At 49.9% G+C, this 25,004-nt stretch carries 19 protein-coding genes, 1 other RNA gene and 5 pseudogenes; 10 read left to right on the top strand and 15 right to left on the bottom strand.

What is annotated here, in order from left to right; translation table 11 throughout:
- Positions 1–14: 14 nt before the first annotated feature.
- On the bottom strand, positions 15–377 hold the full coding sequence (locus KHX94_RS10525) for a cytochrome c3 family protein (protein WP_244859094.1): 363 nt from the start codon (positions 375–377) through the stop codon (positions 15–17).
- Positions 378–417: 40 nt separating this feature from the next.
- The gene (ardA, locus tag KHX94_RS10520) at positions 418–1,935 is read right to left on the bottom strand and encodes an acrylate reductase flavoprotein subunit ArdA (RefSeq protein WP_213680602.1); all 1,518 of its coding nucleotides are present in this window, start codon (positions 1,933–1,935) and stop codon (positions 418–420) included.
- 308 nt (positions 1,936–2,243) lie between these two features.
- Here ardA and KHX94_RS10515 point away from each other — a divergent pair, with 308 nt between their 5' ends.
- Both KHX94_RS10515 and KHX94_RS10510 read left to right on the top strand, forming a co-directional pair.
- The gene (locus tag KHX94_RS10515; protein WP_213680601.1) at positions 2,244–2,756 is read left to right on the top strand and encodes a GNAT family N-acetyltransferase; all 513 of its coding nucleotides are present in this window, start codon (positions 2,244–2,246) and stop codon (positions 2,754–2,756) included.
- Positions 2,757–2,786: 30 nt separating this feature from the next.
- Positions 2,787–3,434, top strand: a complete 648-nt coding sequence (locus KHX94_RS10510) for a glutathione S-transferase (RefSeq protein ID WP_213680600.1) — start codon at positions 2,787–2,789, stop codon at positions 3,432–3,434.
- 19 nt (positions 3,435–3,453) lie between these two features.
- Here the strand turns inward: KHX94_RS10510 and KHX94_RS10505 are convergent.
- Positions 3,454–5,757: pseudogene (locus KHX94_RS10505) on the bottom strand (YgiQ family radical SAM protein).
- Positions 5,758–5,909: 152 nt separating this feature from the next.
- Positions 5,910–6,305, bottom strand: a complete 396-nt coding sequence (locus tag KHX94_RS10500) for an MAPEG family protein (protein ID WP_213680599.1) — start codon at positions 6,303–6,305, stop codon at positions 5,910–5,912.
- 167 nt (positions 6,306–6,472) lie between these two features.
- Here KHX94_RS10500 and KHX94_RS10495 point away from each other — a divergent pair, with 167 nt between their 5' ends.
- The 3 genes and pseudogenes from KHX94_RS10495 (at position 6,473) to KHX94_RS10485 (ending at position 10,606) form a co-directional block, all read left to right on the top strand.
- Complete coding sequence (locus tag KHX94_RS10495) at positions 6,473–7,696, top strand: threonine/serine exporter family protein (protein WP_213680598.1); 1,224 nt, start codon at positions 6,473–6,475, stop codon at positions 7,694–7,696.
- Between the two features lie 96 nt (positions 7,697–7,792).
- On the top strand, positions 7,793–9,403 hold the full coding sequence (locus KHX94_RS10490) for a BamA/TamA family outer membrane protein (protein WP_244859093.1): 1,611 nt from the start codon (positions 7,793–7,795) through the stop codon (positions 9,401–9,403).
- A 106-nt stretch (positions 9,404–9,509) separates the two neighbouring features.
- A pseudogene (locus tag KHX94_RS10485) lies at positions 9,510–10,606 on the top strand (NADH:flavin oxidoreductase/NADH oxidase).
- A gap of 513 nt (positions 10,607–11,119) precedes the next feature.
- Here KHX94_RS10485 and KHX94_RS10480 read toward each other — a convergent pair.
- From KHX94_RS10480 to rsmI, 4 genes and pseudogenes are all read right to left on the bottom strand, one after another.
- On the bottom strand, positions 11,120–11,920 hold the full coding sequence (locus KHX94_RS10480; protein ID WP_213680597.1) for a hypothetical protein: 801 nt from the start codon (positions 11,918–11,920) through the stop codon (positions 11,120–11,122).
- A 148-nt stretch (positions 11,921–12,068) separates the two neighbouring features.
- Positions 12,069–12,443: a hypothetical protein gene (locus KHX94_RS10475; RefSeq protein ID WP_213680596.1), complete on the bottom strand. Its 375-nt coding sequence runs from the start codon at positions 12,441–12,443 to the stop codon at positions 12,069–12,071.
- A gap of 460 nt (positions 12,444–12,903) precedes the next feature.
- Positions 12,904–13,264, bottom strand: an RNA gene (rnpB, locus tag KHX94_RS10470) — RNase P RNA component class A.
- Between the two features lie 44 nt (positions 13,265–13,308).
- Positions 13,309–14,149 (bottom strand): annotated as a pseudogene (rsmI, locus tag KHX94_RS10465) (16S rRNA (cytidine(1402)-2'-O)-methyltransferase).
- Positions 14,150–14,237: 88 nt separating this feature from the next.
- Here rsmI and KHX94_RS10460 point away from each other — a divergent pair.
- The 4 genes and pseudogenes from KHX94_RS10460 (at position 14,238) to dolP (ending at position 17,723) form a co-directional block, all read left to right on the top strand.
- Positions 14,238–16,119, top strand: a pseudogene (locus KHX94_RS10460) (penicillin-binding protein activator).
- Positions 16,120–16,137: 18 nt separating this feature from the next.
- Complete coding sequence (locus KHX94_RS10445) at positions 16,138–16,464, top strand: YraN family protein (protein WP_213680592.1); 327 nt, start codon at positions 16,138–16,140, stop codon at positions 16,462–16,464.
- Positions 16,465–16,560: 96 nt separating this feature from the next.
- Positions 16,561–17,154: a phosphoheptose isomerase gene (locus KHX94_RS10440; RefSeq protein ID WP_133040307.1), complete on the top strand. Its 594-nt coding sequence runs from the start codon at positions 16,561–16,563 to the stop codon at positions 17,152–17,154.
- Positions 17,151–17,723: a division/outer membrane stress-associated lipid-binding lipoprotein gene (gene dolP, locus KHX94_RS10435; RefSeq protein WP_213680591.1), complete on the top strand. Its 573-nt coding sequence runs from the start codon at positions 17,151–17,153 to the stop codon at positions 17,721–17,723. The genes KHX94_RS10440 and dolP overlap by 4 nt, the downstream gene beginning before the upstream one ends.
- A gap of 79 nt (positions 17,724–17,802) precedes the next feature.
- Here dolP and trpS read toward each other — a convergent pair whose 3' ends face one another.
- From trpS to rpe, 3 genes are read right to left on the bottom strand one after another with little or no spacing between them, the layout of a single operon-like run.
- Positions 17,803–18,810, bottom strand: coding sequence for a tryptophan--tRNA ligase (gene trpS / locus KHX94_RS10430; RefSeq protein WP_213680590.1), 1,008 nt, complete (start codon positions 18,808–18,810; stop codon positions 17,803–17,805).
- 19 nt (positions 18,811–18,829) lie between these two features.
- Positions 18,830–19,510, bottom strand: coding sequence for a phosphoglycolate phosphatase (locus tag KHX94_RS10425; protein WP_213680589.1), 681 nt, complete (start codon positions 19,508–19,510; stop codon positions 18,830–18,832).
- Between the two features lie 2 nt (positions 19,511–19,512).
- Positions 19,513–20,181, bottom strand: coding sequence for a ribulose-phosphate 3-epimerase (gene rpe, locus KHX94_RS10420; protein WP_213680588.1), 669 nt, complete (start codon positions 20,179–20,181; stop codon positions 19,513–19,515).
- A 189-nt stretch (positions 20,182–20,370) separates the two neighbouring features.
- On the opposite strand from rpe, the gene KHX94_RS10415 reads away from it, so the two are divergent.
- Positions 20,371–20,730 carry a hypothetical protein gene (locus KHX94_RS10415; protein ID WP_213680587.1) on the top strand — a complete coding sequence of 120 codons (360 nt, stop codon included), beginning with the start codon at positions 20,371–20,373 and terminating at the stop codon, positions 20,728–20,730.
- Positions 20,731–20,751: 21 nt separating this feature from the next.
- Here KHX94_RS10415 and KHX94_RS10410 read toward each other — a convergent pair whose 3' ends face one another.
- The 4 genes and pseudogenes from KHX94_RS10410 to aroK form a co-directional block, all read right to left on the bottom strand.
- Positions 20,752–21,606 carry a Dam family site-specific DNA-(adenine-N6)-methyltransferase gene (locus KHX94_RS10410; protein ID WP_213683400.1) on the bottom strand — a complete coding sequence of 285 codons (855 nt, stop codon included), beginning with the start codon at positions 21,604–21,606 and terminating at the stop codon, positions 20,752–20,754.
- Between the two features lie 43 nt (positions 21,607–21,649).
- The gene (locus KHX94_RS10405) at positions 21,650–23,179 is read right to left on the bottom strand and encodes an AAA family ATPase (RefSeq protein WP_213680586.1); all 1,530 of its coding nucleotides are present in this window, start codon (positions 23,177–23,179) and stop codon (positions 21,650–21,652) included.
- 17 nt (positions 23,180–23,196) lie between these two features.
- A pseudogene (aroB, locus tag KHX94_RS10400) lies at positions 23,197–24,278 on the bottom strand (3-dehydroquinate synthase).
- A 4-nt stretch (positions 24,279–24,282) separates the two neighbouring features.
- Complete coding sequence (gene aroK, locus KHX94_RS10395) at positions 24,283–24,798, bottom strand: shikimate kinase AroK (RefSeq protein WP_213680585.1); 516 nt, start codon at positions 24,796–24,798, stop codon at positions 24,283–24,285.
- Positions 24,799–25,004: the final 206 nt, after the last annotated feature.

Genomic DNA, 25,004 nt, shown 5'->3' with positions numbered 1-25,004 from the left:
GTCACAAATGGTGATCACTCTTTGAAGTTACTGAATTTAAAGGTATGGCAGTCCTTACAAAGCGGCTGTTTAACGACATGTTCACCATGACATTCAGTACAAGGGACATCTTTACCATAATGCAGATTATTGTGCGGGTTTTGCCATAGTTCATCGCCCTGTCTGGCGGTCTGCTGCGCCAGTTTGTCGACAGAATGGCATTTTAGACAGCTGTTATCAGGCGCACGACTGCTCGGTTTATCCACCCCATGACAGGCAGCACACTTATGCTGCGTATACAGTTGTTGGTGGTAACTACGTCCGAGTATTTTGCCTTGCGCCACAAGGGTTTCGCCCGCAACCACAGTGGAAGAAAATGCCAACAGCATTGCCATCATCGCGGCACCGGAAAAAATGATTTCATTGTCGATTCCTCCTTTAAGCGCCCATCATGCTGCGAGCAGCGGTCATGCCCATCACCATACATTCAGGGATGGAGCAACTGCCGAGCCGACTGACGCCATGGATACCGCCACACACTTCTCCAGCTGCATACAACCCTTTGATTGCTTTACCAGTATTACTGTCTAGCACTTCGGCATTGGCATTGACCTGCACCCCGCCTTGGCAGTAATGCACCTTCGGCCACAAGCGCACAACTGTGTACGGTGCAGCGATATACATGTCTTTGGCCTTAGCCATGCTCTTACCAAACTGCTTATCGTCCCCCGCCTTCACATAGGCATTGTATTCGTCCACTTGCTGCTGCAATGGCTGCAACGGAATGTTGAAACGCTTAGCAATGGCTTGCAAACTGTCAAACTTCCAGCCGACACCATACTTCAGCACTTTCTCGCAGGTAGGATGTTCCTTGGCGTGGGCATAACTGGTAATCATGATAGGTGGTAACGGTTTACCGGCTGCATCCCGACAGGCTAATTCGGCATCGGCGCGGGTTTTACGGTCTGCAATTTCATTCATGAAACGCTTACCGGTCAGGCAGTTCACCGCAATGGAATGAGGGAAATTAAAAATAGCGTAGTTAGAAACATAGCCAAATCCACCTTCATCCGGCGATGCCCACGGGCCAGACTGAATGTAGGCCAGATGCACTGGAACCGCTCCTAGACGGAACATTTCCAACATGGCTTCACCGGTGGCCCCTTTGGCATTCGTGCAGCCAACTTCTGCGGTCAGCGTTGGATCCTGAGCCATACGCAGATTGACATTTTGCGCGAACCCACCGGTTGCTACCAACACCCCTTTGCTGGCACGGATATTCACGATGTTGCCGCTATTTTCATCTTCAAAATAATAGGGATAGCGAATACGAATACCGGCGACGGCGCCCTCTTTGGTCAGGATGAAACCTTCAAACTTACTGCGGTTTTGCAGAGTGACACCAACTTTCCGGCACTCATGCAGCAAAGGCTGGGTAATGCCCGCACCACAACTGACCTTGGTCTGATAGGTTCTGGGAACAGAATGGCCGCCAAGCTGCTGTAAATAGGGATAATATTCAGCGCCCGCGTCAATGGTCATCTGTAATGCATCGCGGGCATGCGAGGCGATATGGCGCAATAATTTTTCATCAGCCACGCCCCGGCCTGATTTCAGTTGATCCGCCACCATGATATCGACGGAATCGTTAATCCCTTTCTGCTGTTGCAGTGGCGTATTCGGCGCGGCAAACAGTCCGCCGTTGATAGCCGAGTTACCACCATATACCGCCATTTTTTCATAGATGGTCACCGCCTTACAGCCGTGCTTTATCGCTTCAATTCCGGCCGCTAATCCGGCGAAACCAGAACCTATGATGGCCATCTCTACCTGTTCGTCCCAATGAATGCCATCCGCCGCGATAGCAGTTGCCATTGAGGGTGCCGCAAACACCACCCCAGTAGCGCCAAGTCCTTTAATAAAATTACGGCGAGTTAAAAAATCGATTTTGTTCATATAATATTGCTCCCGTGCTCACTTTCCAGAAAAGTGTATAAATGGAATGATTTCCAAAATAAGAAGTGGGAGTAATCGCTAAAGATTAATTCAGTCGGCCTTACTAATCCTGGTCGCTTTTATTTAAAACCGCTGACTCAATATCAAATTGGAGCTGAATCCGATTCATGAGCTAGTTATTTTTATCGATTTATTCTTGTGCAAATAGAGATATATCAATATTACATTTCAGCTGTTAGTAACTAAAAAATTTTTTATTCTTATTTAATATCTGATAAATTAACCAGACTTAATTTACCTCAATAAAAATGATGAAAACCAGAGCGGTCACCCATCACGATGCCCAAGCGCTATCGGCTTATTTCTACCGTAATCAGGCACATTTTTCGCCGTGGGAACCATTACGGCCGCAGGAACACCATTCACTTAGCAACTGGCAACATCGGCTACAACAGCTGTTTGCTGAGCCAATTAACGAATACTGGTTTGTGCTGGACAGCGGCTTGCAGATTGTTGGACATTGTACCTTGAGTAACATTATTCGCGGGCCATTTCAGGCATGCTATATGGGCTATGGCATTGATGCTACCCTGCAAGGTCAGGGCTTGATGCCACCCCTATGTCAGGCCGCGTTGGACTTTGCATTCAATGAGTTACGGCTGCATCGGGTGATGGCTAACTATATGCCTAGCAATCAGCGCTCCGCTAAACTGTTGGCGCGGCTGGGGTTTGAAAAAGAAGGCATCGCCAGACGTTATCTTAAAATCAATGGTCAGTGGCAAGACCATGTTTTGACTGCCAAGCTGGCAACGACCGATTAGGTTGCACACAGGGAACATTCAGGGAGCACTATGATCCAAGTTCATCATCTCGAATCATCACGTTCTTACCGTATCATCTGGCTGCTGGAAGAGCTGGGGGTAGAGTACGAAGTCATCACTTACCGCCGCGATCCGAGTTATGCCGCCCCGGCAGCACTAAAACAGATACATCCGCTGGGCAAGGCGCCGGTGCTCACCGATGGCAATCTTACCATTGCCGAGTCTGGCGCCATTATCGAGTATCTGCTGGATCGTTATGACAGCGAGCATGTGTGGCGCCCCCAAACCGGGCAAGCGCTGTTGGACTACCGCTACTGGTTGCACTTTGCAGAAGGTTCATTGATGCCCTTGCTGGTGATGCGACTGGTGTTGGGCAAAGTCAAAGAAAAGCCGATGCCATTTTTTGTCCGTCCGATTGCGCGCAAGCTGGTAAACGGGATTGATCAATTATTCATCCAAGCCCGCCTGACACCGCAGTTGAATCTCATTGAAAGCTGGCTGGCACGGCACCCCTGGTTTGCCGGAGAAAGCATCTCGGGGGCAGATATTCAGATGGAATTGGCACTGCAACTTGCCGCGCGCAGAGCGGATTTAAGCGGTTATCCCTGCATTCAGGCCTATCTGGCAAAAACGGCGGCCAGACCTGCGCACCAATTGGCGCAGCAAAAAGCCGCCTGACGCCAGATTACCCGCCGCTTCAGGCGGGTTTCTTCTTACCAAAAACTGGCCGGGCACCAGGTCGGTTATGACCACGTTTGCCCGCACCCTTGTTATCGGCTATCGTGTTATCTGCTGTCGTGTTATTGGCCTTCGCCCCTTGGCGTTTAGTGGGGTTTCCTGGCCCTTTATCAGCCTTGCTCGCCCCAGTGGGCTTATCAGTAGCAAACTGATTGCTGCTAAAACGGGTCAGCCCCTGTTGCCCTTTGGCGGCGGGTTTATTGCCTTGTTTACGGGCAAATTGTTCAGCACGCCCCGCCGGTGGCACCAGATGCTGTGGCCCAGTACCTATCAGATCTTCGCGTTGCATATTGATCAACGCTTCGCGGATCAGCGGCCAACCTTCGGGATCATGATAACGCAGTAGGGCTTTATGCAATCGACGCTGACGCCCCTTCTTGGGAACCACCACCTCTTCACTGTCATGTTTAACATTACGCAGTGAATTCAAGCCAGTGTGATACATGGTGGTGGCATTGGCCATCGGCGACGGATAGAAGTTCTGCACCTGATCCAGCTTGAACTTACGGGCCTTGAGCCATAGCGCCAGATTCAGCATATCTTCGTCAGTGGTGCCGGGATGGGCCGAAATAAAATAGGGGATCAGGAACTGCTCTTTACCCGCTTCTTTTGAATACTGGTCGAACATCTCCTTGAACTTGTCATAGGTGCCCATGCCAGGCTTCATCATCTTCGACAAGGGCCCTTCTTCGGTATGTTCCGGCGCGATCTTCAGATAACCGCCCACATGATGCTTCACCAGCTCTTTCACATAACGCGGATCTTCAATCGCTAAGTCGTAGCGCACGCCAGAGGCGATCAGCACTTTTTGATCCCCGGCACATCGCGCGCCGCCCGATACAGGTCGATGGTGTGTTGATGATCCGTGTCCAGATGGCCACAGATTACCGGATAAACACAGGATAAACGACGGCAGGTCTTCTCGGCCTTTTCGCTCTTGCAGCCCAGCCGGTACATATTGGCCGTTGGCCCGCCAAGGTCAGAGATGACCCCGGTAAAGCCTGGCACTTTCTGCTGAATATCTTTGATTTCGCGGATAATGGAATCCTGCGAACGACTCTGGATAATTCGGCCTTCATGCTCGGTGATGGAGCAGAATGAACAACCACCAAAACACCCTCGCATGATGTTGATGGAGGTTTTGATCATGTCATACGCCGGGATCTTCTGCTTGCCATAAGCTGGATGTTGTACCCGCTGATATGGCAGGTCGAATACGGCATCCATTTCATCAGTATTCAGTGGAAACGCTGGCGGATTGACCCACACACCGCGATCGCCGTGCATTTGAAACAGCGCTCTGGCACAGCCGGGGTTGGTTTCCTGATGCAGTACCCTTGACGCGTGCGCATAGAGGAACCGATCGTCACTTACCCGTTCAAATGCAGGTAATAACACATAGGTTTTTTCCCACGGTTTGGGGCGGGGTGGCTGCACAGTGATGGCTTGTGGAGCGTCATTATCAAAAACTTTGTTGTTGCTGGGGCCAGACAGATTCTGGCAGCCAACATCATCAGCACCATAAGGATTGGGAATGGGATCGATTTTATGCAGTTGGTCGATTTTGCGGGAGTCGACACCTTTCCACTCTGGCAGCGCGGTTTTACGCAGTACCGCGGTGCCACGAATGTCCTGCATCTCACTGATATCATCGCCTTTCGCCAGACGATGTGCCACTTCGGCCAAAGGCCGTTCGGCGTTGCCGTAAATCAGCAGGTCGGCCTTACTGTCAAACAGGACACTGCGGCGCACTTTATCTTGCCAGTAATCATAATGGGCTATGCGGCGCAGACTGGCCTCAATCCCCCAATAATCACCGGCACCTCTTTATAGGCTTCTTTGCAGCGCTGGGTGTAAACCGTTACCGCCCGATCTGGCCGTTTGCCCCCACATTCCCTGGGGTATAAGCATCATCGGTGCGCAACCGGCGATCGGCAGTGTAACGGTTGATCATCGAGTCCATATTGCCAGCGGTGACACCAAAGAACAGATTGGGGCGACCGAGGCGCATAAAATCGTCTTTGCTCTGCCAGTCTGGCTGGTCGATGATGCCGACACGGAATCCCTGCGCTTCCAGCATGCGGCCAATTACCGCCATACCAAAGCTGGGATGATCCACGTAAGCATCGCCAGTCACCACAATCACATCACAACTGTCCCACCCCAGTTGCGCCATCTCTTTGCGGGACATAGGCAGAAACGGTGCTGGTTTCAAATCAGCACGATAGCGGGGATAACGGAATAAACTGGACTCGACTTGCATGTGTATCCAACCAACTGGGTTAAACAATATCCGGCAACTGGGCCTTCAGGGGCGCGGAGTATAACAGGGCGATCAGAATAAGTGTGAACGTTTTTTCAGCAAAAAGCGTTTTTTCGAGCCACAATTTAATACCCTTATTTTGTCAAAGGGCTTTATACATCAAGGAATAGCACGATATTGACCACCGCCAGTGCCACCATCACGCCCCAAGTTCCCAGCACCCCCAACAAGCGGCCAATATTGGTCTTGCCTTTGCCCTGGGTCAAACCGATAGCATGTAACAAACGAGACACCAGTAACACGGTACCAAACAGATGTAACCAGCCCGCATGTAAGCCATCCAGCTCGGCAATAGCGAGCAGTAACAGTCCTAGTGGCGCGTTTTCCAATAAGTTACCGTGGGCACGGCGCGCGATATAAATTTCCGGATGATCACCGTTGCCGATCCCCACTTTAAAACGTGCCCGCAACTGCACCACCCGCGCACTCAAAAACAGCGCTAACAGCGTAGTTAATGCGCAATAAAAACCTGAAATATACAGTGTCATTATCATTCTCCGAATACTGCCATCATTATGCCTGAATGGCTTAATTAACCTTAGGAAATTTAATTTTTTATGTCATTATTCCCTTTGTATAAATTTGCTTTAAAATGCGCGCCAAACTGGCAAGTTGCCTTGTCGGCGACCTTGATACACAAGTACGAGGCATCCGAGTGGACAATCAGGAATTTCTGGAAAAGCGCCGCTTTATCATAAAGCTGGGCAAGGCACTGCACAAATTCGGCACGCCGGCCTATCGGCTGGAAACGCACCTGCAAACCGTTGCTAACACACTGGGGCTCGATGGCTATTTTTTGATCTCGCCCACCTCCATGACCTTTGTGTTACAACACGATACCGATCAGGAATACAACCACGTAGCCCGCGTTAAACCGGGAGAATTGGATCTCGGAGCCCTAGCTCGAACCGACGCCTTGGTGGAAGAACTGCGCAGTGGCCAGCGCTCACTGACAGAAGCGCTACAACGGCTCGAGCAAATTGCTGAAATGCCCAATCCTTACGGGCCATTGCTGACACTTGCGGCTTACGGTTGTGCAGCTGCCGCCTTTGCCATGCTGATGGCCACCAGCTGGAATGATGTATTCTGGTCAGGTGTTGTTGGGCTGGTGGTCTATGCCTTGGTATTCGCGGCCGAACATTCTAAACGGATGGCGGAGTTGCTAGAGCCGTTGGCGGCAACCGTTGCGGGCATTGTCAGTTGCGGATTAGCGCAGCTAGACCCATCCATCAATATTCCGGTGGTGATCTTGTCCGGCATTATTGTGTTTATCCCTGGACTGGCATTGACACTGGGGCTGGCAGAGCTGTCGGCCCGCGATCTGATGTCCGGCACCATGCGTATCATGGATGCGGTGATGGTGCTGTTCAAACTGTACTTTGGTGCCGTTTTAGGCGTAGCCATTGGTAACGCGCTGTTTGGGCAGGATCTCTTTGTTGAACCGACATCATTACCGCGTTGGGCCAGTTGGCTAGGGGTGCCTTTGTTGTCATCCGCGCTGGTGTTTATTTTCAAAGCGCGGTTGAAAGATGCACCGTGGGGCATTTTTGCCGGGATTTTAGCGTTTGTCGCCGCCATGTTCGGTGGCATCTATCTGGGCGATTCCATTGGCATTTTTTTTGGTGCCTTGGCAGTAGGGATCTACGCCAATCTGTTCTCCCGCTGGACCAAAGCCCCGGCGTCTATCGCGCTGCTACAAGGCATAGTGATCTTAGTGCCAGGGAGTAAAACCTACCTTGGACTTAATGCGTTTGTATCGGGCGATACCTTGCTGGCGCAGCCGCATCTAGGCGCGCAACTGTTCCTGATTTTTATGTCGCTGGTGGCGGGATTGATCTTCTCCAACGTAGTGGTAACCCCCGTTCTACTCTGTAAATGAATCGTTAAAACGCTAACTGCATTCCGCCACACTCACCAAAAACGACTATGATTCAAATAGTCCGGTTAACAACCGAGTGTATTTGGGGAGCGCAGAATGCATTATCACCAGCTACTGTGGTTACTGGCAACGAGCGCTATTGGGCTGTCGGTGAATGCAACACCGGCAAGTAACAATGACGCTAACAACACCTTTGTGGTTGGTCACATTCAGGTTGTCAGCAACCCCATATTCGATGAATCAGCGTCCAATGCCATCTTTCTGCATCACTGGGCCAACGCGCTTCATATCAATACCCGCGAGTCTGTGGTCCTCGACCGTCTAAGTTTTAAAGAAGGCGATGTGATTACGCAAAAACAGCTGGAGGAAGCGCAACGAATTTTACGCAAAGAGCCTTATCTGCGTGATGCCAAAATTGTGCAAATCCCCGCCAAAGATGACCAACCACAACCACAGGTGAATTTGCTGGTGGAAACCTGGGATCAGTGGTCATTACTCCCTACCATTGACTGGGGCCGCAGTGGCGGCAAGAACCGCTACTCGTTTGGGATTAAAGACGACAATATTCTGGGGTTGGGGATGCAAACCCAACTGGAATACCAATCCGATGAAAACCGCACCGGTTATAAGTTTGATTTCGAAACGCCATTGACCGTGGTTAAAAATGCGCGCGTTGCCGCCAGTTTTGCTGATAATGATGACGGAAAATCCACCTGGCTGATGTTCGACAAACCGTTCTACACACTGATGGACACTCGGGCTTACGGCGCGGAATATCAAAGCGTTGACCGCACCAATACGTTTCGCCAGAACGGTGAAGACCTGCAGGAGTATCAGGAAAGTCTGGATTTTGCCGAATTTTACTGGGGAATGTTGCTGCAACAGCAAGGCGATGTCCGGCAGCGCTTGCGCTTTGGGATCACCCGTGATCGTCACGCCTTTACCGCCATTGTCGGCCAGCCCATGTTACCACTGCCACAAGATCGCAATTTTACCTATCCTTGGGCTGAATGGGAGTATCTACAAGACGATTATCGGGTAATGACTAATGTACATCTTATTAATTTTACTGAAGATATTAATCTTGGCTGGCACCATAAGCTGCGTTTTGGGGTAGAAACCAACGATGGTGACAGTCTGGGTTATCATCTTGATTGGCAACTGAACCGTGGTTATGCCGATGACAACGAATTGCTGCTACTGCAACTCGACGCCGCCGGTATTTTTGCTACGGCACAACCCGACTACTACCGGGTAGCAGCCACTGCCGAATATTTTTACCGTTTTAATCACAAGTGGTCGGCTTATTCTCGAGTGCAGCTGATTAGTTCACGGCATAATTTCCGTGATTTACCTTTAGCGCTGGGCGATGAAACCGGCATGCGTGGCTACCCGAATGATTTCCAGCATGGGGATCATCAATGGTTGGTCACCACCGAATTACGTAATTACCCCAACATTAATCTGTATCAGCTAGCAGAACTGGGCTGGGCCGCCTTCATCGATATAGGTCACGCCTTCGGCGGCCCATTAGCCGAAGATAATGAGATTTCTCACCCGATTGGCGCCATTGGGATTGGCGCTCGTATCTATTCATCCCGTTCCAGTTACGGCAACGTGGTACACATCGACTTTAGCTTGCCGATGAGCAACGGCGAACATGTCAGTGGCTGGGAATGGCGTTTTGAAGTTAAAAGCCACTTCTGAGCAAAGCATCTTGCAAGCTATCGCGTATTGGTGCTTACAATGACCACTATCACTGCTAGTCGCCATCCGGTGACAGGCAGCCATCTTTGCAAAGGAGGCGTTGTTCGTGGCTAAGCTTTTCAATCCCCTGAGTCTGGGCAGTCTTACCCTAAAAAATCGCATCATCATTGCCCCCATGTGTATGTATTCTGCCGACAACGGCGTGCTACAACCTTGGCACTGGCAACACTATGGCAATCTGGCACAGTCCGCCGCTGGCATGCTGATCATTGAAGCCTCTGCTGTGGCCCCGGAAGGCCGGATTTCCTACGCTGATGTGGGTTTATGGAACGATGAGTGCCAGCAAGCGCTGCAACGGTTGGTACACGATATTCGCCGTGATTCAGCTATGCCGTTGCTGGTGCAGTTAGGCCATGCCGGACGCAAAGCCTCTTGCAATAAACCTTGGGAAGGCGGCCAACAACTCCCCGCGACCGATGAGCGCAGCTGGCAGACCATCGCTCCCAGTGCTATTCCTTTTGCCGAAGGACAACGGCCACCACAGGCCATGACGCGCGCCCAGATAGACGACTGTATCAGCCAGTTTGTGGCTGCCGCCAAACGGGCACATGCAGCGGGGATCAATGGTGTAGAACTGCATGCGGCTCACGGCTATCTGTTGCATCAATTTCTGTCACCACTAAGCAATCAGCGTGATGATGAATTTGGTGGCACCCTCAGCAACCGCATGCGACTGCCGCTGGCGATATTCGATGCCGTGCGGGCAGCGCTGCCACGTGATTTTGTCGTGGGTGTGCGCATCAGCGCTACCGATTGGGTTGATGGCGGCTGGGATCTGCCACAAAGTATTGCGTTTGCACGGGAACTGGATCATCGCGGTTGCGATTATATTCATGTTTCCAGCGGCGGCTTATCGGAAAAGCAACAAATTGCCATCGGCGCTGGCTACCAAGTGCCATTTGCCGCCGCGATTACCGCCCAGGTACAGATGCCGGTAATTGCCGTCGGGCTTATCACCGACCCGCTACAAGCCGAAAAATTCTGCAACAGGAACAGGCTGACGCCATTGCGCTAGCGCGCGGCATCCTTTACGACCCACGCTGGCCTTGGCACGCTGCTGCCGCCCTGGGCGCTGAGGTACAAGCCGCACCGCAGTACCTGCGCTGTCAGCCTCATGGCCTCAAAACATTACTACACCGCTAGCTAGCCGCTGAGGCACGAGATGTTAGCACAGACGTGCCTGGGCAAAGCGCACACTTCCTGGTGACTCACGGGAAATACATTCCTATAAACTCGACGCCTGCATCCATACTGGCGTCGTTCAAAAGCATAGATATACTTTAAATTCAATATATTAACCTGTGAATCGCTAAGTGATTTCAGACTTTATTAAAGCTTAAGCCAAGCGTTAACTTTGCTATTTCCTCAAATCACCGCCAAATCTAAATAATGCGATGGAGCACATGGAGGTGCGAAAACAGCAAATGCCTCACTTGCGCAATGTCTGTTCAATACTCCTACACCGAGCCGATAGGAATTCGGTGTGACCTGCTGGTTGCTAGCAATTGTTGGACAAAAGTTAATGGGAACTACAGGCCTTTGGTACGCCTTAGATTACTATTTGTATAAATTACCCCCACTTAACTGGCCTGAAATACCTTGGATTTTTAGAGCCAAGTACAGCTCATTGTGTGTGGCTCACAGATCATGCGTTTGTTAGGCATCGGCAGCCTTCAAGTGCATAGATGTATTTTTTAGAATAACTATCCCTATATCAGCTCTTTCTTTGTTTAAAATATTGGAAAATGCACTTTGCACAAATGGAGCAACCCAGTGCTGTGAATTTTCCGGAAGAGTCATACCGCATTCTAAATGCTCAAGGTAATCACTAGCCATCATATAATGTTCGCAAACTGTAAGAATGTAGCTCAAATGAAGAATGAATATAGAGCTTATATCTTCAGACAGCTCATTTAGGGATTGAGCTCGATTCTTTAGATATACATCACTATCATTTAGAAGAACATTCTGAAAATAATTATAATGCGTATGGTCATTACAGCGATCCCTGATCATCTTATAACGACAATCAGAATATAAGAGAGCATTTATTTCATTTAGCACACTACTATTTCTTATGTATTGTGACATTACCCTAAATTCTGGTAACTTCTCCTTACCATGAAGCCAGTTGTTTATCTTTTCTACAATTTTATTTTCAATGCCACGATGTTCTTCGAGATATAAATTCGAATACGTATTTATAATTACAGAGTCATAATACTTCCTAACCAAGCTATAACAATCATTAATCCTCCCTTTTTCCAAAAGAGTCCTTATCGAATCAACGGTTCCCTGAATTGAAGAATAAACATATGTATCAATATTGATTAAAGCCGTAGTTCCCATAGTGGCAAAACTCATCACCGACATGGACAATCTACGATAGAAATTTATGTATTCAGCTAACTTGGCGAATATCTTATGCTGTTTATAGCTTTCATCGTTCACCATCACGTGACAAGAACTCCTTCTGTTATCAAACGCACTAGTAGCGGACAATATGTAGTTTACGTTGTGTTAATTTAGAACGCAGCGATAAAGCAAACGGAGAGTTTTATGTCCCAGACAAGCGTGTTTGGCTAACACAAACTACAGGCTTTTTCTAAAGACAAAAAACCTTTTCTACCCATTCGTCTTTTGCAAATGGACCATGAATTGATTTGAAACAACCGCGGCTCTCTTCGATGTTGCGGTTTAAGTCAGTAGCAACCCAGTCAACTGTACATACAACTTTATCTATATCTAGGATGACACCTTTGATAATGCCAAGATGAAGAACTTTTATGCCAGTTTGACCACGACCTTTCATGCGTTTAATTGCAATTCGGTCACCAGCTTTTATTTGTAAAGCATTTTTATATTGTGCTGGTTGATCTTCTTTTTCCCAACCAAGCATCCATATTCCCTGTTGAAGGAATTTTTTATCTTGATGTTCAGTCCCGCCCCAAGATGCCCCAACTACCCAATACTGACTCATTTATTGTTCCATGTATGATGGTGAAAACGCAATGGTAAAACCTAAGTCTATAAACACTCTGTAGCATTAATAAAATTTGGTCAACCAAGTGGTTAACAAAAATCAAAGATTGGTTGCCACTAACAAACATTGGGACAAATATTCTTGATAATAGCTGCATCTCAACACCAATAATTCAGGAGAACACCTAAATCCCCAGCACATGCGGGTCAGTGGCCGTTGCCAGCATGGATGCTGGCGACGAGCTTCCAGGGATGGATTCACAGCGTGCCACTGAACTGCATGTGCATACAGCCCGTGGCAGGCTATTTAACACATTAAGCTATTCAGCACAGCTAAGCGCAGTGAAAGTGGAATATTTTCGCCAACGCAGCTTGCCATCGCGTGCGATAAATCTTGCACAGGTGTGAACCTTACAACACCACAAAGAAAAAGCCCAGCTGGTTAGCTGGGCCTAAAAGAGGTGAGTTGGCACTATATAAGCCGGGTTCTGTTCTCCCCGAAGGGAGCGGCAGCCATTCCTCTAGGCCTGCAATCACTCGCAGGCTCAAGCAATCTACCCGGTTCCGACGCGAGCCACGCCATAAGGAACCCTATTTGATCTTGCTCCGGGTGGAGTTTACCGTGCCACGGACTGTTACCAGCCGCGCGGTGCGCTCTTACCGCACCCTTTCACCCTTACCGGCCCGAAGGCTGGCGGTCTACTCTCTGTTGCACTGGTCGTCGGCTCACGCCGCCCAGACGTTATCTGGCACCCTGCTCTATGGAGCCCGGACTTTCCTCCCCGTTCTTGCGAACGCAGCGACTGCCTGGCCAACTCGGCGCGGATTATAGCCTAGCCGGGCTCACTGGCAAACTATTTCTGTTACCAACCCAACTCCAACCCTTGCTTGTAAAGGGCATTTTTTCAGTCCATAAATTTCAGCCGTGATAGCCGCGGCTTTTTTCAGCGGTAGTTCGGCACACAGCAGTTTCAGTGTATCTAGCGCTTTGGCGGGAATGACGTCTTCATCAGCACTGATATAACCGTGGCACATCAGTATCATTTCGCCTTTTTGTTGGTTCGGATCGGCCTCCACCTGGGCGCGGATCTCGCTGATACTGCCCACCAAAAAGGTTTCAAAGGTTTTAGTGAGTTCCCGGGCCATTACCATGGGGCGCTCGGCACCAAAAACCTGCTCCAGCGCGGCCAGACTTGGCAGGATGCGGTGAGGCGACTCATAAAATATCAGCGTGCGACTGTCTTCCTTGAGCGATTCAAGTTTATCCAAGCGGGCTTTATCTTTGGCAGGCAAAAAACCTTCAAATGAAAAACGGTCTGACGGCAAACCAGAGGCGGACAGTGCCGTAATCGCCGCACAAGCTCCCGGCAAGGGACTCACCTGAAAGCCCGCTGCACGCACTTGAGATACCAAGTGATAACCCGGGTCAGAAATCAGTGGCGTACCAGCATCGCTGATCAATGCAACCGATTCACCTGCCTGTAGTTTTTCGATAAACCACTGAGCCTTAGCGCGCTCATTGTGATCATGTAGTGCCATAGTGCGGGTGGTAATATTGAAGTGACTCAACAACTTACCGCTATGCCGCGTGTCTTCACAGGCAATCAGGCTTACCGCTGATAGCACTTCCACCGCACGCGGCGTCAAATCCCCTAGATTACCGATCGGTGTTGGAACAATATAAAGTGCAACAGGCACGCTCATAACTACCTCGGAGAACAGATTGTCCGGTCTTTCGCTGGACAACATAGAAGGTTAAACTAAGGCCAGCATCTTACCAGAGTACAGCCTTGTGTTGAAAAGCCAGAATATGATTAAGCCTACTATTGCCGTCCTGTTATTGGTCAGCCTCTGGGGCTGTGGCAGCAGGCCATCACAACCAACGATAGTGACTGATAACGTTACTACGTCGTTGGCCACAGCAGAAGCTACCCCTGCGGTCTATATGGCGCAAGCAGCGAAAGCCTCCGAGCCCATGGCGCGCCAGCGCTTGCTGTTACTGGCGGCCAAAGCCTATCTGAACAATAACCAGCCGGAATCTGCCGCAGAGATCCTCAATTCATTACAGGCAAAGCTGCCAGCAGAGCCTGAGCTACAGGCAGAGTACCGTTACCTCAGTGCTAGAGTGCTGGAGCAACAAGGGCATATTGGTGATGCGCTGACCAAATTGCAATTCAACTCGGCATGGCAGTTACCACAATGGCAGTGGAACAACTACCACCAGATGCGCGTACGACTATATGAAAAAACTAAGCAACCCATTCTGCAAGCTCGGGAATTAAGTGACTGGAGCGGTTATCTGTCTGCCGAAGAAGCACACAAATGCTATCAGCAGATCTGGTCACTGCTAAAATCGCTGCCAGAAGACGCATTGGAAGCTCAGGCAAACAAGAGTCATGACACCATGTATCTGGGATGGTTGCAGTTGGCTTATCTGGCCAAACATTATGCGGTTGATCCCGCCAGTTTGGTCAGCCATCTCGACAGTTGGCAAAAGGCCAATCCATCGCACCCGGCGGCATTACAACTCCCGGCCGATTTACAACGGGCGCTAAGTACCAAGCCCTATCATCCACAACGCATTGCGGTACTGCTGCCCTTGACCGGTGAACGAGCAGATATTGCTGAACCATTGCGGCAAGGTATTGTGGCTGCATATTTGGCAGAACCAGACGAGAATATCAGCATCAATTTTTACGATACCGCCGTTGCTGCCGACAGCGCTTATCAGCAAGCATTGCAAAATGGTGCTGATTTTATCATTGGGCCATTACTGCCCAATGCCGTTGACCAAGTGCTGAAACTACAACAATCGCCCGTAAACCCGCAACCAACCGCAACATCTGCTCCTACGCCGCAGCAGAATGTTGCAACCGCCATGCCCAAACCACCAGAGCTGTTTTTGAACCACACCAGCCGATTAGTCGTGGATAAGGACAAGTATTATTTTGCCCTGTCACCTACCCAGGAATCGGCCGATGCTGCCCAGCGTATGTACCAGGATGGTATCGAACGGCCATTGCTGTTGGTTAGTGATGACAATATTGGCCACCGCATGGCCGAAAGTTTTAATGTGAACTGGCAGTCTCTCACCGATGAAGCGGCTGAAGTGCATTATTTCTCAGCTGATAAAATGCGTGACACAGTGCAGGATGCCTTGGGGTCAGCGATAGCCAGACCCGTATCAATCAGATTAAAAATCTACTGGGGAACCAGATTAAAGCTGATTTCCGTTCGCGGCGCGATATTGATGCCATTTACATGATCTGTAGTAATCAGGCATTACCGCTGCTCAAGCCTTATATCGATGTGAACTTCAGTGTCTTCGCCGAACCCGTGCCCATTTACACCAGCAGCCGGGCACGCCAGGATGACAGCCATCAGACGGTGCAGGAATTGAACAATATCACCATGAGCGATATTCCATGGTTGTTACAAAATAGCTCTGACGCCAATGTCGCGGCACTTTGGCCTTCTTGGGGAACACCCAGAAACGCCTATATGCCATGGGTTATGATTCACTACAATTGGTGAACAAACTGGCGCAAATGCGCGCGTTCCCAGGTTATCAGTTCAACGGCCGCACCGGTCAGTTGTCAGTAGGTGCCGATGGAGTGTTGAACCGGCAGTTACAGTGGGGCAAATATTGGCACGGAGTGCTGCGGCCCCAGTAATCACAAGGAATTGATGACATGACGAGCGGCAAGGATGCTGAACAACTCGCCCGGCGTTTTCTGGAACGCCAAGGCTTAAGGTTTGTCGAACAAAATGTTCGCTATCCCTTTGGAGAGCTGGATCTGGTGATGAAACAAGGCTCCGAGTGGATATTCGTTGAGGTAAAATATCGCGCAACCAAAGGGTTTGGCGGCGCCTTGCAGGCACTTTCGGCCGCCCAGCGGGAACGCATCCGCAAGGCGGCCAGTTTATATCTGCAACAACACAATATCAGGGAAGGTTGCCGCTTTGATGTGATAGCTATCGACGGCACCGAAGTGAGCTGGCTCGCTGGAGCATTTTAGCAAGCCATTGATCAACATTATTTTTACACTTTTCATGCCTGAAAAATCACGGCAACTGTGGCATGATAGTGACTCTTGTCAGTGAAGGATGAACGGATGTTAGAACGTATCAAAGACTGTTTCACCGAGTCAATTCAGACCAAAATCGATGCAGCCGAGGCCTTGCCTGATGATATTGAAAAGGCCGCTGCCATGATGGTGAACTGCCTGTTGGGCGGCCACAAAATTCTCGCTTGCGGTAACGGTGGTAGCGCGGGTGATGCCCAGCATTTCTCAGCAGAGTTATTAAACCGTTTTGAAATCGAGCGCCCGCCTTTGCCGGCCATAGCGCTGACAACCGACAGCTCGACTCTGACGGCCATTGCCAATGATTACAGCTACGATGAAGTATTTTCCAAGCAGGTGTTAGCCTTGGGTCAGCCAGGCGATATTCTGCTGGCGATCTCCACCAGCGGTAATTCTCGCAACGTGATTAAAGCCATGGAAGCCGCCCTGAGCCGCGATATGACCATAGTGGCGCTGACCGGCAAAGACGGCGGTGCTATGGCGGGCTTGTTGAGTGCCAACGATGTCGAGATCCGCGTGCCATCAAATGTAACGGCTCGCATTCAGGAAGTGCATCTGCTGGTCATCCACTGCCTTTGTGACAGTATCGACCGCACCCTGTTCCCTCAGGACGATAATCAATGAAATATCTGCTCCTGCTGGGACTGATTTGGCTGCTTAATGGCTGTGCTGGGGCGATGATGGCCGGAACAGTCAGCGGGGCAGTTATGCTCAACGATGAGCGACCGATCGGCACCCAGCTGGACGATACCAATACTGAGTTTCGTATTAGCAGTGCTTTATCTAACGACGAAGAACTCAAATCTCAGTGTAATCTCAGCGGGATCAGTATGAATGGTAATGTGCTGCTGATAGGTCAAGCGCCTAACTCCCGCCTGCGTGATAAAGCCGTACAACTGGTGCAAGATCTGCAACTTGGCGGCAAGATACACAACCAGATCCGTATCGGTAATCCGGTTTCGTTCACCACGCGCAGCAATGATGCTTGGATCACCACCAAAGTGAAGGGCCGCATGCTGAATGATAAAAATCTGGATATGACCCGCATTAAAGTCATCACTGAAAATGGTGAGGTTTTTTTATTGGGCGTCATCAGCCGTGAACAAGCGGATCTGGCAACCGATATCGCCCGCAACACCTCTGGTGTGCGTAAAGTTATCCGGATGTTTGATTATGTAGAGCCCAAGCCATAAGTAGTTATGGCAGACAAACACGCGCACAAAAAAGCCGGAAGCGACTAAGCATTCCGGCTTTTTGTTACCGACTCAAGGCTCAGAGTAGGAAACCTAATTTATCATAAGTATCTTTAAGCGTTACGGCGGCGCGAACCCGAGCTTTTTCAGCCCCTTCATGCAAGATCTGGTTGAGATAACCAGGATCCTGTCGGTATTGCTGATAGCGCTGTTGCAGCGGTTCCAGCATCGCAACGACGGCTTCACCCGCGGCAGTTTTCAAATGCCCATACATCTTGCCTTCAAATTGCGCTTCCAGTGTTTGTACGCTTTCCCCGGTTACCCCTGACATCAAGCTCAGCAGGTTAGACACCCCAGGTTTGTTTTCCACATCAAACCGTACTACAGGCGGCTCTTCACTGTCGGTCATGGCTTTTTTGAGCTTTTTCATTACCGCTTTAGGGTCTTCCAGCAAGCCAATCACGTTGTTGCGATTGTCATCGGACTTAGACATTTTTTTAGTGGGTTCCTGCAACGCCATCACCTTGGCGCCCAGCTCTGGAATAAAGGGCTCAGGAACCGTGAATGTATCGCCGTAAGCATTATTGAAGCGGATAGCAATATCACGCGTCAGCTCCATATGCTGTTTCTGATCCTGGCCCACCGGCACTAGGTTAGCTTGATACAGTAAAATATCTGCCGCCATCAACACCGGATAGTCGAACAAGCCCACGTTAACGTTGTTCGCATGGCGTTGCGACTTATCTTTAAACTGCGTCATACGACTCAGCTCACCCATTTGGGTGTAACAGTTGAGCGCCCAAGCCAGCTGTGTGTGTTCTGGCACTTGAGACTGCATAAAAACGGTACTTTTTTTAGGGTCGACACCACAAGCCAAATAAATTGCCAGCGTATCGAGACAGGCTTTACGCAGTTGCTCTGGATCTTGGCGGACGGTGATGGCATGTAAATCCACTACGCAGTATATGCAATCATGGCTCTCCTGCATGTTCACCCACTGCCGCAGCGCTCCGATATAGTTGCCGATGGTCAACTCGCCAGAAGGCTGAGCTCCGCTGAATACAATAGGTTTACTGTTACTGCTCATGATGTTTCATATGCTCCGTTTATTTAGATGCTAATAACGCCAGAATTTGCTCAAAATGGTCACAGACAGCATCCGGGCCGCTGAGACTGATATCTTCACCGTAGTTGTAACCGTAGGTCAAGCCGACTGAGGCTAGCTTTGCCGCTTTCGCGGCTCGAATATCGTTGCGAGAATCGCCCACCATCAACAACTGCTCACTGCTCAGTTGCCATTGCTGCTGCACATGCTGTAGCGGTAACGGATCTGGCTTCATCTTTGCCAAACTGTCGCCCCCAAGCACCACAGAAAACAGCGGCGCGATACCGAAAAACTCAAGTAATGGCATGGTGAAGTGGTATGGTTTATTGGTCACTACCGCTAACTGATAGCCCTGCCGATGTAACTGCGGTAATACCTCAGCAACGCCAGGATACAATTGGCTATATTGATTGAGGCAACGCTCATAATGCCGCATAAATAAAGGCATTGCTTGTTGCATCAGCATTTCTGAGGGTTCATCACCGAGGCTGTTATGCAGCGCACGCCGCATCAACATGGTGGTGCCATTGCCGACCCAGTTCCGCACCTGTGCATCGCTGCACTCGCTATAGCCCATGTCGCATAACACCGCCCGACAGGCGGCGCCCAAATCAGGTACGCTATCCACCAGCGTACCATCCAAATCAAATGCTATCCCTTTTATCTTACTGAAATCTGTCATCCTTACATCCCTGCTAATGCCTGCCGCATCCGGTCAATGACCGCGCGGTAATCATCCTGTCCAAAAATTGCCGAGCCAGCAACAAACATGTCGGCTCCCGCACTGGCGATCTCTGCAATATTATCTTCCTTGACGCCGCCATCCACTTCCAGACGGATATCGTAACCGCTGTCATCAATCAACTTGCGTACCTGAGCTAACTTGGTCATGGTTGCCGGGATAAACGATTGCCCACCAAAGCCAGGGTTCACTGACATCAGCATGATCACATCCAATTTATCCATGACATAGTCAAGGTAAGTCAATGGTGTTGCTGGATTAAACACCAGCCCGGCTTTACAACCATGATCGCGGATAAGCTGCAACGAGCGGTCAACATGTTCCGAGGCTTCTGGATGGAAAGTGATGATGGAAGCTCCCGCTTTCGCAAAATCGGGGATCAGGCTATCGACGGGTTTTACCATCAGATGCACATCAATATCCGCTGTCACCCCGTATTTCCGTAGCGCCTTACAGATCATCGGCCCAAACGTCAGGTTGGGCACATAATGGTTGTCCATCACATCAAAGTGGATGACATCTGCTCCGGCCGCCAACACAGCATCAACTTCTTCACCTAGACGGGCGAAATCAGCCGACAAAATAGAAGGGGCTATCAGAAAAGGTCGCATAAGATTCTCACGGGATGTTGAAGAAGTCGCTTATTTTACCCGGCGTAGCCGCTTGGCTCTAGCAAAAGTGCGGTATTTCTGCGGCAAATGCCGATAAAAGCGGATTTTCACAACACCGTCAAAAACCTGTTTAATTTAACAGCAGTTTTGTTATACTCCAAGGTTCGTGACATCTTTGGTACAGGGAAAATGACTTCCAGAACTGAGCATTGTGTCTCCAGCATAAAATCCGCAGTGATACTGGCTAGTGTTGCCGGTACGGTGGGGATTGCTGCACTGGTAGTTCAGGCCCTAAGCGCCGCCGATAATACCCTCTCGCAAAACTGCGGCAGTGTCACTGAATACAACGCTAAGCTTCCCAGCAGTCATCCCAATAACCGTTGTGCGGTACAGGATGATGATCTCAGTTGGACGAATTGGCTCAGTGGTAAGAGTCGTTCTGGTCAGTTCCACTTTATTGATTTACTAGAGCTATTACATGGCCATGAACGTAAACCACTGGATGACATGACTCCCAACAACTCCGGTAGTTCGACTTCCAGACTGTAAATTTATAGCCGCATTAACCCGTTATGATGACTGTTCGTCCAAGGTTCTGGGACAAGTGTGATCATATAAAGCGATTAATTCATCCACTTTATTTCTGGCACTGCCTTTTTGGCTGATATTTCGCTGAACGCTGACCGTTTCCATTTTAGCGCCACGGTATAACTCACGCGTCAACGCAATATCATGATTGCTGATAACCACCGGGATCCCTTTATCCAATGCAGTAGTCCGTGAGCAACGCGCGAGAATTGCCTGGTCATCCAAACTGAATCCGGCACCAACATAAGTGGTAAAACTGGCCGTGGTGGACAAAGGGGCATAGGGCGGATCGCAATAAACCACATCGTCATGTCGGAGCTGCGCAAACGCTTGTTCATAGCCGATACAGACAAACTCTGCCTGTGAAGCTTTGTGCGCAAAAGCCCGTATTTCCTGTTCTGGGAAGTAGGGCTTTTTATAGGAGCCGAATGGCACATTGAAAGCCCCGCGGCGGTTATAACGACAAAGCCCATTAAAGCCATGACGATTGAGGTATAAGAAACTCACCGCCCGATCAAAAGCACTACGGCTACGATTAAACTTGTCGCGCACCCGATAAAAGGCATCACTGGCATTCATGGCCGGCACAAACATCTCACCAACAGCCCCGATGTAACGTTCCGGTTCTCGCTGAATAATTTGGTACAGGTCGATCAGATCCTGATTGATGTCGCACAACAGGTAACTCGGATAGTCAGTATTGAGAAATACTGAACCAGCTCCCACAAACGGTTCAACCAGCCGCTGGCCTGAGGGCAAATGACGGGTAATGGCATCAACCAGCTTGAATTTTCCGCCTGCCCATTTCAGAAAGGCTCGTTGTTTTTCTTCATTTATGCGTTTGATGCCAACTCTTACAAAGCCCAGGATTGTACCCTGTTTAACAATAAATATCACTGCTGAGGCAACGGCTGTGGCTGGTAATTTTGCAAGGTTTTCCAAGGCCGAACCCAAGGTGCTTCACCCCTTGTTGTTGCCAGTTTTTGGCGGCCTGTAATGCCTGTTGACGCGAACTGAAATGACCGCTAAAAATCACCCACCACGGGCCATTGCGACAGAGCCAAACCGGGCTGCCCACAGGTAAGGCCGCCAGTTGTCCCGCCACCGACTGCTGTTGCTTCACGCTGGCAATTTGCAGGGTGTATCCCTCCTTGGGAATAGATGGTTTGGGAGCGGATGATTTAGGCGTAGATGGCTTAGGAGCGGATGGTTTGGTAATGGCCGGGGCTTTAGGCTCAGTGGTTGTTGCGTTAGTTTTCTTGCTTATAGCAACGCCACCAGCAGCACTTGTTTTCTCAGCGGTGACCAGCGGGGTTGTTTCGGCTGAGGTAGAGTTTGCCACTTGCCCCAACTCCACTTTTTGTGAATTATCCACTACCGCTATTGCTGATGTGGCGACATCGGCCGTGGCAGCAGCGTCCTGCAATAGTTCGCTGGTTTCTGTCGCTATCGCTATATCGGGCTCTGGAACTTGTGCCACCGACCTTGTCATGGGCACTCCATCGCGCCAAGGGATGACGGCTGTTGGCAAAGCACTGTGACTGTCTGGTCGCCAGGCGTGAGGCAGCCACGCCAGTAACATCGGAGGCAAGGCAGTTGTTGTGCTAAACACCAGAGTAGTAGCCTGCTGTTTAGGTAAAGGCGTTCTCATCTTATCTGTGTACCAGATAGCGATAGCCAGCACTGTCACGGCGACCACGGCTGATGAGATAATCCGACGCCATGGCTTACGCGGCGCGGCTGGCGGTTCACCATGCAGCGCCAACTGCAATAGTTGCAACACCTCAGCGGGAGTGCCCGCCTGCTGCTCCAACTGTTTGATGACAATGCTTCTCGGCGTGAATGTTGGCTGTTGTGCGCGCGCCAGCAGTGTTTGGTATAAGCCTTCTCGCTCAGCTAAAGACAAGGGTTCAATACTGACAGGTAATAACCATTGTCTTTGTTGCTGTGGCAATTGCGGTAACAGTTGTTTGGTAAATGCTGGTGGTGCGGTAAGTGTTAGCGTCACGGCCATGCCCGCACACTGCAGTTGGGTTAAGAATAGGCATTCGGCCCATAATTCCAATGGAAGATTATCGGCATCATCCAGCAAGATATGCAGCGGTTTTTGTAGTTGTGGCACAAATCGCAGCAAAGTATCAACCAGCGGCGCTTCATCATCAAATAACGGATCTGGCAACAACTGCATAATGATTTTGCGACGAATTTCTGCCGCACTGGCATGCTGTGGACAAGCCACCAATGCCAGATTGTAGTCTTCCAACTCATTGGCTAATGCCGTAATCAGTGCTGTTTTTCCTGCACCTGCGGCCCCCGTAAGCAGCACCAGCTGCTCACCATAACTGGCAAGATGCTGTAATCTGTGTAGAAGTGCTTCCTGAGAAGGTAAAAGAAGTTGTTCGCCAGCCACCCGTCTCACCACAGTGATTAATGTTGGCGGATAACCTGCTCCAGCAGTGCGTCACTGACATCGGCAAAAACACCGGCACGCCCTAATGCAGTAGGCAATACCAGGCGGATCTGACCAGCCAGGACTTTCTTATCTCGCCGCATATGTTTGATAAAACCACCAAATCCCATAGATTGCGGCGCCTTAACCGGCAACTCGAAAGTAGCCAGCAGTTGGCGGATGCGACAAACAATTGACTCATCCAGCAATCCCATAGCATTTGCAGTTTCAGCAGCAAGGACTGTGCCAGCGGCTACAGCTTCCCCATGCAGCCAATTGCCATAGCCCATTTCTGCCTCAATCGCATGCCCAAAGGTATGTCCTAAATTGAGCAAGGCTCTGACCCCATGCTCGGTTTCATCTTCGGCCACAACTGCGGCTTTTATCTCACAACAGCGGCGAATGGCATACGACAGGGCTTCCGGGGCTAATGCTTTTAATTCATCAACATGCTGTTCAAGCCAAGTAAAAAACTCAGCATCCCAGATGATGCCATACTTGATCACTTCTGCCATTCCTGCGGCAAATTCACGGGCAGGCAATGTTCTTAAGCAATTGGTATCTATCAGAACCGCTTTGGGCTGGTAGAACGCACCAATCATATTCTTGCCCAGCGCATGATTGACCGCCGTTTTGCCCCCACAGAAGAGTCTACTTGAGCCAGCAGCGTAGTGGGTAACTGTACAAATGCAACACCGCGTTGGTAACTGGCCGCCGCAAATCCGGCCATATCACCAATCACTCCACCACCAAGCGCGACAATGACAACATCCCGCCCACAGTTATGCTGCAATAATGCAGTAAAAATATGCTCCAGATGTGTCAGGGTTTTGAACTGTTCGCCGTCAGGAAGCTCTACCGCATGGATCTGTTTGGCGCTAGCTGCCAATACGTTGGTCACCTGTTGTAAATACAGGGGACCAACCGTGTCATTAGTGACAATACAGAGGGTTTTTCCTGCCAATATTGGCAGCAGTTTGTCAGCCTGCAGTAACAGATCCTGGCCGATATAAATAGGGTAACTACGTTGGCCCAACTCCACCTGGATCTGTTGCTTCATTAGCTTAAAAACCTAACTGTTCGATGATCTGATTAGCGACAACTTTGGCGCTCTGTTCATCGGTTTTCACGACGATATCCGCAATTTCTTCGTAAAGTGGATTACGCAGCTCTGCTAACTCTTCCAGAACTTCACGTGGATTATCCACTTGTAACAAAGGTCGGCGTTTATCACGTTGAGTTCGCGCCACTTGTTTGTCGATGGTTGTTTCAAGATAAACCACAATACCTCTGGCAGAGAGGTAGTTACGGATGTCTTTGCTCTGAACCGAGCCACCGCCTGTTGCCAGTACAATACCTTGTTTTTCAGTTAAATCGGAGATGACCTGAGCTTCACGGCGGCGAAACCCCTCTTCGCCTTCTACGTCAAAAACCCACGCAATATCTGCGCCGGTGCGACTTTCAATTTCCTGATCAGAATCGTGGAATTCCAGGTGCAGCATTTGTGCTAAGTGGCGGCCAATAGTGCTTTTGCCCGCACCCATGGGACCTACCAAAAATATATTACGTTTTTCAGCCATTTCTTATACGTCTGAATCTTATGAAAAGTTTGCCGAAAGCCGGTTTAGGGTCAAACCGACAGGATGTTTTTACCTTGCTCTAATGAGACTTGACCGGGGATTATCTCAGCTAATGGCGGCGTTAGGCAAGCTCACCCCACCATTAAAGCCAAAATTCTTGAAAGTAAAGCCAATGACTGGCACTGGCTTTACCGACAGTCACTGCA

This window comes from Shewanella dokdonensis (assembly GCF_018394335.1).
GTDB lineage: Bacteria > Pseudomonadota > Gammaproteobacteria > Enterobacterales > Shewanellaceae > Shewanella > Shewanella dokdonensis.
Note: the sequence above shows the minus strand (reverse complement) of the source record. Positions and strands in the feature narration are given on the sequence as shown.